This window comes from Mycobacterium sp. PDNC021, assembly GCF_048282635.1.
Lineage (GTDB): Bacteria > Actinomycetota > Actinomycetes > Mycobacteriales > Mycobacteriaceae > Mycobacterium > Mycobacterium llatzerense.
On the sequence record NZ_CP182502.1, the window covers coordinates 5,435,115 to 5,447,279 of the forward strand.

The 12,165-nt window shown below is 64.3% G+C and carries 8 protein-coding genes; 2 read left to right on the top strand and 6 right to left on the bottom strand.

The features are described from left to right. Nucleotides 1–4: 4 nt before the first annotated feature. Entirely contained in the window at nucleotides 5–2,215 is a 2,211-nt protein-coding gene (locus tag ACNO8X_RS25970) for an AAA family ATPase (RefSeq protein ID WP_418003332.1), read from the bottom strand. Nucleotides 2,216–2,315: 100 nt separating this feature from the next. Between ACNO8X_RS25970 and ACNO8X_RS25975 the strand changes: the two genes are divergently transcribed. Further along, entirely contained in the window at nucleotides 2,316–2,822 is a 507-nt protein-coding gene (locus tag ACNO8X_RS25975; protein WP_418003333.1) for a hypothetical protein, read from the top strand. A gap of 6 nt (nucleotides 2,823–2,828) precedes the next feature. On the opposite strand, the gene ACNO8X_RS25980 is transcribed toward ACNO8X_RS25975, so the two are convergent. From ACNO8X_RS25980 to ACNO8X_RS25990, 3 genes are all read right to left on the bottom strand, one after another. Continuing rightward, nucleotides 2,829–4,094 carry an MCE family protein gene (locus ACNO8X_RS25980; protein ID WP_418003334.1) on the bottom strand — a complete coding sequence of 422 codons (1,266 nt, stop codon included), beginning with the start codon at nucleotides 4,092–4,094 and terminating at the stop codon, nucleotides 2,829–2,831. 249 nt (nucleotides 4,095–4,343) lie between these two features. Continuing rightward, nucleotides 4,344–5,198 (bottom strand): glycosyltransferase family 2 protein, encoded by an 855-nt coding sequence (locus tag ACNO8X_RS25985; RefSeq protein WP_418003335.1) that lies wholly within the window; start codon nucleotides 5,196–5,198, stop codon nucleotides 4,344–4,346. Between the two features lie 68 nt (nucleotides 5,199–5,266). After that, nucleotides 5,267–6,412 carry a zinc-binding dehydrogenase gene (locus tag ACNO8X_RS25990; protein ID WP_418003336.1) on the bottom strand — a complete coding sequence of 382 codons (1,146 nt, stop codon included), beginning with the start codon at nucleotides 6,410–6,412 and terminating at the stop codon, nucleotides 5,267–5,269. Between the two features lie 1,770 nt (nucleotides 6,413–8,182). Between ACNO8X_RS25990 and ACNO8X_RS25995 the strand changes: the two genes are divergently transcribed. After that, nucleotides 8,183–9,700: a hypothetical protein gene (locus tag ACNO8X_RS25995; RefSeq protein ID WP_418003337.1), complete on the top strand. Its 1,518-nt coding sequence runs from the start codon at nucleotides 8,183–8,185 to the stop codon at nucleotides 9,698–9,700. A 266-nt stretch (nucleotides 9,701–9,966) separates the two neighbouring features. Here ACNO8X_RS25995 and ACNO8X_RS26000 read toward each other — a convergent pair whose 3' ends face one another. Continuing rightward, a complete protein-coding gene (locus ACNO8X_RS26000) occupies nucleotides 9,967–10,452 on the bottom strand; it encodes a MarR family winged helix-turn-helix transcriptional regulator (RefSeq protein WP_418003338.1) in 486 nt (161 codons plus the stop codon). 719 nt (nucleotides 10,453–11,171) lie between these two features. Then, the gene (locus ACNO8X_RS26005; protein WP_418003339.1) at nucleotides 11,172–11,591 is read right to left on the bottom strand and encodes a hypothetical protein; all 420 of its coding nucleotides are present in this window, start codon (nucleotides 11,589–11,591) and stop codon (nucleotides 11,172–11,174) included. Nucleotides 11,592–12,165: the final 574 nt, after the last annotated feature.

The following is a 12,165-nucleotide window of genomic DNA, read 5'->3' on the forward strand; positions in this document are numbered from 1 at the left end:
CGGGTCAGGGCTGGTCGAGCAGGCCGAGGCGCGCCGCCTCGGTGACAGCCTCGGTGCGCGACGACACCGACAGCTTGCGGTAGATCGACTTGGCCTGGCTCTTCACGGTTTCCCGGCCCAGGTGCAGTTCACCGGCGATCTTCTGCAGCGACAGGTGGGTGGCCAGGTGTGGGAGCAGACGCAGCTCGGCCGCGGTCAGGGCCGGCCGCGGCCCGTGCTGTGCATGCGCCGCCAGTAGTTCGCGGACCCGCGCCAGCCGGAGCTGCACCGCCGCGGCGTCGGGCTCCCGACGACTGGCGAGCTGTCCCGCATCGAGATGCCGTCGGCACAGCTGCGGGTCGTCGATCTCCAGGGCAGTGGCCGCGGTCAGCGCGTGTCCCAGTGCCGCGGTACGTGCCGCCAGGTCTCCCAGTCGCTCCAGGAGCCGTTCGGTGCCACGCACCGCGTCGCGTGCCCCGGCGACGTCGCCGCGGTGGCTCCGCACCAGCCCGTCCACCGCGTACACCAACACCATGGGAACCAGGTCGCACAGGTCGCGGGAGTCGACGATGCTGCGGGCCTGTGCGCTGCGCTGCGCCGCAGACAGCAGGGCCCCGTCGTCGAGGTCCAGCAGGGCGAGATGCGCCAACGCCACGGCCCGGAAGCCGGGGAGGTCGTCAAGGACCGGGAATGACGATTCCAGTGTGGCCCTGGCATTTTCCGCGTCACCGATCATCGACAACGCGCCGCCTTTGACCGATGCGGCAGCGCCCCACCACGGGTTGACCAGGTGGTCGCCGGCGTCACACACCGTGTCGGCGTGCCGGACCACCTCGAGCACACCGCCGATGCCGACGAGGGAACCGACCAGGGCCGCACCAACTTTCACCGATGGCGTGCCGTCGGCCAAGCCCGCGCCCCGGTCCGCGGCCGAGGCCGCGAGCAGGGACCGCTGGATCAGATCGGCGTCCCCCAGCGTCACCCCCAACCAGGCTCGGGCAATCGCGGCATCGGCATGGTCGGCGAAGACGTGCTCATCGAGCAGCCTCAGCCGGCGCGCCAAGATGCCTGCGCGGCCGTCGAATCCGAGACGCACGGCATCGCGTTCGACCAGCGCCGCGGCGTGTGCCGGGTCGTCGGCCGCCAAGGCCTGCAACAGGGCGCCGTCGATGTCGCCGACGCGCTCGAGAAGCTCCGCCGCCCGGGCGGCCACGCTGCGGTACCGGTCTGGATCGCGATCGCGCAGCCGCGCACGGAGCAGATCGGCGAACAGCCGGTGGTACCGGTACGCGACACCCTGGTCATCGAGCGGCACCAGGAACAGGTTGCCCGAGGCATGGATCGCGCTCAGCATGTCAGCTGAATCATCGCGCTGCAGAACGTCGTTCAGGTCGTCGGCGCTGAAGTGGTCGAGCACCGCGGATTCGACGAGGAACGACTCGACGGCCGGGTCCAGCCGGGCCAGCACCTCTTCGACCAGATAGCCCGCCACCAGGCGGTGACGTCCGGTGATCGCGTCACCGGACGCGCCGTCGCGCAACGCCATCGCTGCCATGACCACCCCGGCCGCCCAGCCCTCACAGCGGTCGATCACCAGCGCGGCCGTGGGACCGTCGGGCCCACCGACAGAGTCGACAGCCGATTGTGCTTCAGCGACAGAGAGTTTCAGGTGTTCGGTACCAACCTCGAACACGCCGCCCCGCAGCCGGCGCCGCGCCAGATCGAGCGGTGGCGACGTCCGGCTGATCAGCGTCAGCGTCGTCGACGCCGGGGCCAGCTGGACCAGCGCACGCAAGGTATCGACAGCCGCGTCGTGCGTCAGTTCATGAACATCGTCCAGCACCACAACAATTGGTCCCACGGACTCCAATGCCGCGACCACGGCCGGCACCAGCTGAGATTCGGCGGCCCGGCCTGCGCCGCGGAGGTACTGGAACGTCGCGGCATCGACAGCGGCGACCTGGTCCGCGGCGGTCAGCAGGTGCAGCAACAGATGGGCAGGGTCGTTGTCGAGGTGGTCCAGCCGCACCCAGGCGAATGGCCGGTCGTCGGCGTCATCCCACAGTGCCACCGCGGTCGTCTTGCCGTATCCGGCGGGCGCCGTCACCACCACGAGTTCCGCGTCCGAGGCGAGCAGGGATCGGGTGATCGCCGGCCGCGCGATGACCGCCCCGCCCAGCCGAGGCGGGCCGTAGGTAGCCGTCGGAATGTGCGCTACCCAGCCTTCCCCTGCCACGTTGGCATCGTAGGTGCGATGCGCTCGGCCACCCAACCGTGCCATTTTTGACCGCACCGTCGAATACGTTGATACCGTGCGCTCAACGACGGGAGCGACCATGAGCAACGCAATTCGTTCGGTGGCAGTCGCGGCTGCAGTGATCGGCCTCGTGGCCGGCTGCGGCGGCGGGTCCGACTCGGGCGCCAAAAGTTCGTCGAGTTCGGCGGCGACGAGCGCCGCAGCGTCCAGCACCGCGTCGTCATCAGCAGCTGCGGCGACCCCTGCAGAACTGCAGGCGCTGGTGCCGGCGCCGGCCGGTACAGTGCAGACCTTCGGCCCAGACCCTATCGCGGACAACGGAATTCACCTCAGCTTCAAGGTGACGGGCGGCCCCGCTGACGTGGTCAAGGCCTACAAGACCGCGCTCGAAGGCAAGGGCTGGGCCGTCACGACCATCGTGTCGAACGACGGCGGATCGAGCGGTGGCGGCGGCGCCACCTACACCGGTACCCACGGCGATAACTACGGCGTCTTCGACGGTGGCGGGTTCGGCACCGAGACGTTCTTCAACGTGTGCGCGTGGCCGGCCAAGCCGGCCCAGCCGAACTGCGGCCGCAAGAACTAACACGCGTCAGGGGTTGATGGTGTTCTCGCCGTCCTGACGGCCCCACACGTATTCGGACGCGAACGGCGAGCCGAGGCCGAAGTGGTTGTACGGCGCGATCGAGGCACCGGTGTCCATCACCATGTACGGCATCGGCCAGATGTCGCGGGTGACGGTCCAACATCCCGGCCGGCCCATCGGGCCGCCCCTGGCGTTGATTCGGGGCAGGTTGTCCGGGTACACGTACGGGTTCGACGAGCCGACGAGCGCCGTGTGCGAGATCAGCGAGTAACCGTTGCCGCCGACAGCAAAAGCTGTGGCCTTCACCGCACGCGGGAGAGCCCTTACACCGCAATCGATCTCGGGGCTGTACGTGTCGAGTACTTGAGCCGTCGGGAGCAGGTCCTGCGCGCCACGAACCAGGTACGGGCCGCCGCGCTCGAAGATGTCGCCGCCGGTGTTGCCGAAGCCGACCGAGGCCATCAGCGCCTGATCTATGTTGCCGCGCTGGTCATTCAGGGTGCGCTCGGTGGTCACCGCGTTCTTGAGGCCGTCCCACAGATCCGGCGATGCGTTCGCGTAGACCTCGGCCAGATCGGCAAGGGCGCGATTGTCGTGCCTGATCGAAGGCATCCGCTGATTGAGGTCGGCCAGAATGACGTTGCCGTTGACCAGCGACTGCCCGAACTTGTCACCCAGCCCCTCCAGCGCCTGTGCCGCGGCGGTCAGCGTCGCGTTCAACTTCACCGGGTCGACCTGCTCGGAGATCGCGGTGATGGTCTCGAACAACGTGTTGAATTCCGTGGTGACGCTGACGGCGTTGACGGTGTCGCCGGCTTTGAGACGCTGTGGCGACGGGTTCGGCGGCGACGTCATGGAGATGTACTTGTTGCCGAATACCGTTGTGGCGAGCAGTTTGACGTCCACGTTGCGCGGCAGCACGCGAAGGTATTGCGGGTCGACGTCGAGAATCAGTTTGGCTTCGGGCTTCTCGCCGGGAGCGCTGACAATTTCGGTGCCCTTCAACCGGCCGATCGGTACTCCGTTGTAGGTGACCTTCGAGCCGTTGTCCATCGACAGCCCGGCGCGACTGGCCAGCACGTACACCTGGGCCTTGGACTCGAACGCACCGCGGAACTGGAGCCACGTGAGCGCCATCCCTGCGGCGGCAACCAGAGCCAGGACCAGGCCGGCGATCTTGTACGGCGGTGTCCGATCCCGGTTGAGCGGCGCATGCACCTGCCCCGCCGCGACAGGCGGTAGCGGCTCCAGCGGCGGCCGTGGTTTTGTCATGCCATTCCACCATCAGATCGAAGTGCGGCCGGGCGCCGTTGCCAGGCCTTCATCGATGTCGACTGGTAAGCAGGGTACGACTGTCACCGGCCTAACGGCGCGCAAATGACAAACATCTAGCAAACCGCAATTTGGTGGGCCGGGCACTCAATGGCGACCTTCTCGCCTTCACACGACGGTTGCCGCCAAAGTGATGACAGCCGTCAGCAAATTGACAGCCGTGGCCTTCGGCGCAGCACGTGCGCTGAGTTACGGAACCGCTGGAGCAGGCCGACCAACGGCACGGACACGCAGCAGCCCTATTGCCTCCTGCAGCGCGCCAAGGTTCCACGCCAGCGAGCACGTCGTCTTCCGGCGGTCCACACCGGACAACCACGCCGCGGCCCATACGATCGACTGCAACGCCGCCCCCATTGCGGCGGGTCCCAGCCACCACGGGCGGAATTTGTCCAGTATGCGTGCTTCGCCGCGGCCGAAGTTCCGATACTGCACGAACGCCGCCTTCAGATCCGTGCGCTGCACCTTGCTCACCACCGCACCGGGCACGAACTCCAACATGAATCCGGCTTCGGCTACCCGCCAAAAGAAGTCGACCTCATCGGCGCCAAGCTTGAACGTTTCATCGAAGCCGTGCACGCGGGAAAACACCTCACGGGTGAAGCCGCAGTTCGTGCCGTTCGCGAACACATCTTTGCGGGCCAGAGTCGGGTAGAGCCGGCGTTCCCGCGCCAACAGGGTGCCGTCGTCGAGGATTCGATCGAGCCCACCGCCGACCGCCTCCGCCCCTCCCAGGAAAGCGCGGTGATACGCCTCGATCCAGCCCGTGTGGACCACATCGTCTGCGTCGGTCAGCAGAATGAACTCCCCCTTGGCAGCTGTAATCCCCACATTACGAGCGACATTCGCGCCCGGCGCCCGACCCGCATCCACAACACGCACGCGCGGATCAGAATAGGAGCGCACCAGGTCGGCAGTGCCGTCCGTTGACCCGTTGTCGGCCACGACGATCTCGAACTCGGCACTGGTTTGCTGCGACAGCAGGGCATCGAGTTGTTTGGCGAGGACACGCGCACCGTCCCGGCATGGGATGACCACGGAGATCATGAGCCGAAAGGTAGCTGAGATCCGTCCCGTGCGCCTGTCACGCGAGGCGCTTCACAGGGCACTCGCAGCTACGGCACCACCTGCGGAGTCACGAGGAATTTCTCGCCGGTCGCCTTCTTGAGGTAGCTGGTGAACGCCTCGGGCTTGAGCAGGCCGGCCAATGAGACTTCTTGGGTGTAGGTGCTCGCGAAGGTTGTGGTGAGCTCCGCGGCGACGCGGGCTCGTAGCCTGCCGATGACCTCCGCCCCCGCGCCGGCGAGGAACGGCGTGAGCAGCCAGCCACCGATGCCCCACGACATGCCGAAGCTTCGGTTGAGGACAGTGGGTCCGGTGTCGAGGCTGCCGTAGATGTACACCTGCTTGTGGACGGCGGAGCCGTAGCGGGAGTACTGCGTCGCCGTCGCGTTGGCGGCCTGCTCCATGCCGTTGAGGATTTGGCTCGCCAGGGTGCCGCCACCGGTGGCGTCGAACGCCAGTGTCGCGGAGGTGGCTTTGAGCGCCTCGAGCAGGTCCTGCTCGAAAGTCGGTGCAGCAGAGTTGCATACGTGGACCGCACCTAGGTCGCGCAGGATTTCTTCCTGCTCGGCCTTGCGGACGATGTTGACCAGCGGCACTCCGTCAGCGCGGCAGATCTTGACCAGCATCTGCCCGAGATTCGACGCCGCTGCAGTGTGCACCAGACCCGAATGTCCTTCTCGCCGCATGGTTTCCACCATCCCCAGCGCCGTCAGCGGGTTGACGAACGACGACGCCCCGTCCCGGGCAGTCGCGCCGTCGGGCAGGACCAGACAGGCGGCGGCATTGACGACGCGGTACTGGGAGTACATGGCGCCGCCGGCGATGCCCACCGTCTTACCGAGGAGCGCCTGCGCCGCGGCCGACTCCCCCGCCGCGACCACCGTGCCCGCGCCTTCGTTGCCGACGGGAAGCGATTGCCCGACCCGGACGGACAGCTGTGCCAGTGCCCCGGGCGGCAGCGGTGCGGTGACAACGGGGCGGCCCGGGGTGCCGGTGATTGTCGCGGCCGACATGTCCGCACCCGGAATCAGCAGACCCAGATCCGACGGGTTGACGGGCGACGCCTCGACCCGGACCACGACCTGGTCGGCGGTCAGGGCCGGGACTTCGACGTCGTGCAGCGAGAGCTCGAGCATGCCGGCCGGGGTCACCAATGACCGCAATTCCAAACCGGTCTCGGGTGGTGCTTCGGTCATTGGTGTGTCTCCGATCGTCGAACCCTCACCTGAACAGTAACCACAATCACCTCACCGGCGGTCGTGTCACACCGGCCAGCTACCTCGAAGAGGCAATCAGACAAATCAACAACGGATTCACTTCCGGACACGTCGACGCACACAAACCAACCGGGTTGACTCGCACCGACCTGACCCTTCTCAACCCCCTACTCGAAAAAGACTGCCACCCAACATGAGTGATCCGACCATGCACAACCGGCCCTACTCCACTGAGTGGCAATCGTTCATCGACGGTCGCCCTTGCGAGCCGCGCACCGATCCGGTTGTGCGCGAACCACGCGCGACAACGAGCGGCCACTCAACAGTGCAACCAGTCCTGTACGCGTGCTCGTGCGCGTCGTTGACCGCTACCCCTTTCAGCAGATGGCGACCAGCGGTCAATTCTCCGCAGGTGCAATGCGACTGCCAGCGCACACCCACCGGCATGACCGAAACCATGCCCGTACCCGACGTCGAAGAGCTGCTCACGACAGAGGTTGCTTCGGTCATGCGCGTGCCGATGGCGGTACCTGCGCTGACTGCTGCGGCCGCGGCTGAATGACGAACCCGATTGCCACCGTCGCGGTTTCGGTATGACACTTGCGATCACTTCCTGTCTCCGCCGTTGGGCGGGCGAGCTGACTGCACCGCAGGCGTACTTACGATCACCCAGCGCGCGCCTGCGTTCGCCGCGCTGTTCGCGTGGGAGCTCGCGCGTCCACCCGCCTGACTGCTCGGGGTGTTCGTGCTGGCGTCGCGCGGTAATGGCCGATCCGCGAACCGTCGGCCACCGCGCCGATCGAACACCCAAAATGGTTGTGGCCCTCCGCCTTCCAGCAGAGCCCACAACCTGTTCAGCTACTCGGTTCCGGCGTGACCGCCGCCGGACGCAACGTCAGCTGCATTACCCCATCCCTCGATTGCGTGAGCGATCTCAGCCCGCCGCCGTCACAAAATTAACCCATCAGTAAGTTACAAAGCAACAGTTTTCCGCGATTTCAGCTACTTCCAGAATGGCGATACCCCTCACACGCCAACTGAACAGCCCAGTTCATAGGTCATAAGTAGGGCAGTTGAACACCCGACGCCAGGCTAGTAGCAAACCTAGAAGCCACGGCGCCCGAATGCTCCACACATTGCCTGAGCACCTGCGGCGGCAACCTTTGGAGCCCCCCACGAGCAGGCACTTACCTACGTGGAGCCACTTCGACAGGAGCTTGCCGATCTGTTTTCAAACAAGTCGGCCATACCAAACGGGGCGAAGCCGGGATGACGCAACCGGGATGACATCGCGGCGGCCACTCCTACCGCCGACGCGACACTGCGCGTACATGCCGCCGGCTGCGATACCCGCCGCCTCGCCGAAGAGCGCCCGCACCACGAGCGACCCACCCGCGCGGCCACGACGGTGCCCGCGTCTTGGTCTCTGACCGGCGGCAAATCAGAATAGGCAACTAGAACGCCGGTTGAGCATCCTCGACTATTCGGGCACATTCAATTAACCACATTTAGTTAAATGCTTTTAGTTAAGCGCTTTTAGCTAAACGGGTTTAGGTAATTGGACCTGAACGAACGCGGTCGAGTATCGGTTTGCTGATATCTGTTCCAAAATTCAACAACCAGCAACAACCCACATTAATCCAGATTGCGAGTGGCGGGGTACCGCAACGGAAATAAAAATACTTGCGGAATTCGACTTCCGCTCAGGTAACCTCCCGGTGACACGACCGTCAATTAAGGAGACCTGGCATGCACGGCGCCGTTCGATCACGTATCAATATGGGTATTGCGCTGACAGGTGCCGGTGCGATAGCGCTCGCCCCGATTGCCCAACCGATGCCCGCCATCGCCGAACTACAAACGCGAGCCGTGTCCTCGGCGAAGGTTGCGCTCACCGCTGCGGTGAACCCGATCGAGCAGTGGTCGAAGATCATCCAAGACGCTCTCGCCAACAGCGGCGGACTCGTCGAAACCTATATGACCAACCCTGCGCCGATTCTGCACCAGCTGCTCATCAACGGCCTCACCTACGGCGGGCAGACGTTCTCGGCAGTGCAAAACTCCTTCGTGAATCTCGTCGACCAACTGAAGTTGGACAACCCCTACGGCTTCCCGGCAGGGGTTCAAAACGCCTTCAACCAGATTCGGGCGGGCCAGCTCTACGAGGCTTACAACACGCTGTTCAGTGCGGGGCTCGGACTCATTGTCGGCCCAGTCTTCCCGCTGCTCGAACTTCTTCAAATTCCGGTCAACATGGCGCAGAACTTCGCGGACGTCGTCGCCGTGGCCCCGAGCGTTCTGGTCGGCGCGAGTTTCGGCGTCATCGGTACCGTGAACGGCACCATGCAGGCGACCGCATTCCAAGCGCAGGCCGTCCTCGACGCACTGAAAGCCAGGAACTTGATGGGCGCAGTCAATGCCCTTGTCGCAACGCCCGGCGTGATCGTCAACGCGATACTCAACGGGTTTGCTCTCTCCGGCGCTCCCGGACTGCTCAGCCCAGGCGGACTTATCGACCAGGTTATCCAGGGCCTGAACACCATCGCCCATGCGCTCGCTCCGTCCGCTGCGCCCGTGGCGGCGAAGGTGGCCGATACCGGACCGTCCGCCGTTCCGTCGGCCGCTTTGTCGACTGCGACGGTCACGCTGGGCGCCGAGAAGGTGACGGCGCCCGATAGCGCGAAGGCCGCCGCGACGAAGACCGCAGAGACCAAGACCACTCCGGCTGAACCCGCCGCGGCGGCTCCGGTCGCCGCGGCTTCACCCGAAACGCCTTCCACCGCAACCGAAACGAAGCCGGAATCGGGCACCACCTCGGGCAGCACCACGCCAACCGGGGGCACCGACACGACCAGCGGCACCAAGACCGATACACCCGACAAGACCGCTGAGCCGACCAAGCCCACCAAGCCCAGCGGATCGACCGGCAGCGAAACAGGCTCGGGCAGCACCGGCGGCACCACGGCCGGCGCACCCGACAAGACCGGTGAGCCCACCAAACCCACCAAGCCCAGCGGATCGGCCGGCAGCGAAACGGGCTCGGGCAACACCGGCTCCGGCAGCAGCGCATCCGGCAGCGGTACCAAGGCCGGTACGCCCGGTAAGACCGGTGGACCCAAGAAGCCCACCAAGCCCACCAAGCCCAGCGGATCGACCGGGAGCCAGACTGGCTCGGGCAGCACCGGCTCCGGCAGCAGCAGCGGCGCATCCGGCAGCGGTAGCGGTGCCTCTGCATCCGGAGGTGGCGCTTCCCACGCCGCCGCATAGTCACACCCTTTCAAGACCAGTGGGCCCCGCTCATGAGCGGGGCCCACTGTCGTCTGGTGTCGCGAGGGGTCGCCAGACATGCAGCGGCCCCCGAACCTTGGTTCCTGGCGTGGACGGAACGAGAAGCTCGGGGGCCGGGTGGCTGTGGGGAATTCGCCGGCGCGCGTGGGTGATTCACATGCGCGTAGCGTCGAGCGGCCAGTGTGACGCTCGACAGCAACCAGACACCCTGTGCACCAACGAGTTCAGCGACGTGGATCGGACGGTTACTGGGGGTAGGGATCCAATTCACGCATCCGCTTCAGATGAGCTTGGTGTATTTCGTTCGTACGGGTGAGGAACCCGACGATCAGGGCAATCTCCGCCGCGTTGTAATAGCTCAACAACATCTTGCCGCCCTGATCCAGCAGCGGGGAGACGAGTTCCGAGATACGGCGAGCAGCGAGATCCGTGGCCAACACGACTACTCGGCGATGATCGGTCGGATGTAGTGATCGACTGACGTATCTCAGCTTTTCCAGGCGGTTGAGCACGATCGTGGTGCCGGCGGCAGTGAGACCGAGCCGGTCGGCCAGAAGTCCCGGCGTCGTTGCCTTCTCGCCCGTAAGGAGAATGTGTAACAGGGCACGTAGATCGGTGTGATTGACGCCGAGCATCCTCATCAATTCGTGCGCCAATTCGTCGACGGATCCATGAAAAGATTCCAGTCGTCTCTTCAAGTCTGCAGCGATCCGAGCGAGTTCAGTTGCCATCGGACGAAAGACCTCCCCCAAGGTTCTCCACTGGACCTGATCATAGCGACGGTCGAGTGGCTCCGGACGCCATTATTGACGCTTTAGCTAGAACTGTCGATGACCAACTTTGCCACCGCCTTGACGGGCAATAACTGCTGGTCATGGACCTCAACTTTTCAGCGTGACCCCAGAAGCGGCAGCAGCTGCGTTGCACCAAACATTCGTGGGGCTGGCGCTGGGACATGTTGGACTTGGCGGCGAACCGCGCCAGGCCGCGGGTTGGAACCCCGGGAACCGCTGGACTCATATGGGGAGCACCGTCTTGTCTGAAACCCGTGTGATCTCTGTTTGATGAGCATGCGGAGTTGGAGTGCTTACGCCAAGAAAAGATGCCGCATTGCGCAGTATCCGTGGCATCGGTGGCTTGGATTCATAGACAGGTACCGGTGCTTATCTCGATGTGCAAACGTCAGCTTCCGCGAGGTGGACGACCCCGCCGGGCTGGGTTCATTCACAAACGCAACCGACAGGTGCGAATAAGAGATTCGGCAGAGAATAATCTTCTCCCTTCGAGATGGTGACCGGAAAATAGAAATAACCCTCGACTGGGCTGGTCATTCAGCCCAGTCGAGGGCTATTCACCGCCGCACTTCCCCAGGCCCTGCGCTGAGTCTGACCCTAATCCGATCAGCGCCGTCCATATGTACAGTCGGCTATTTCTTGCGCGCCATCCAGAGTTAGGTGACGGTCGTGGTGGTGAGCGTCGGAGACGGATTCGGGTAGCACGCGGTTGCGACGTCGATTTGAGGAACAAGCGGCGGTTTCACGGTAGTGGTGAAGGTCATGCCGGGATTCGTATAGCTGTTGCCGGCATAGTTGCTGGTAACTGAGCCGGGAGCGTTGGCCGTCACGTTGATGGTGACCGCAGGCGGCGTGTACGTCGTGCCACCGGAAATTGGGCCGGGAACGGTGAGCACGACATTACTGCCCACGAGGGCCGTCGTGCCGGGGACAGATCCACCGGATGCGCTGGAGGAGACATATGTCGAGTTCGCCGGCACCGGGATGAGCATCTTCATGTTGCTGATCTTGACGACCGTTACACCAGCCGCCGACGTCGGAACCGTCGATGAACCCGGCGCAACGGTAATGGCCACGGGAGAACCCGCGGTCACCGAACCCGGCGCGGTGGTAGTAACCGAGGTTGTCATACTCGACGTCCCAACCGAGGCCTGACAACTCCAATTCACAGAGACGGCTGCATGTGCCGTCCCTGCGAAACAGAGTGCGGCAGCAAGCGCCATCGGAGTAATGGCGCCGACACGACGCAGCGTGGACGTATTCGATCGCATAGTTATCTCCAAGAGGTGAGGGTAACGACGTGGCCGAGATGCCGCGCCGCGGTAGAGCGAAGAAAACATAACTCGCCTCTAGTCAAATTCCGTGCACATATTGAATACGTTTCGATAGCCGTGTCGCATTCCCTATTTGTTATTAGCTATTCGGTATTGAGAATTGCATAAAAGAAAGCTATTACCAGAAAGATATTCAATGCGGAATTTCATGACGCCCATCGAGCGCCTACGTGTCCACAAGCTCCCCGAGAACTACAGCTGCTGCCCGGTTCGAGTTCTACCTCGCCGGCGGACTTCAACACCCAACTCGCCGGCTGGCCGGCTTCGGCGACCAAGGCGTGACGCCGTGCGCGCACACGAGCGATCCCGGGCCGAG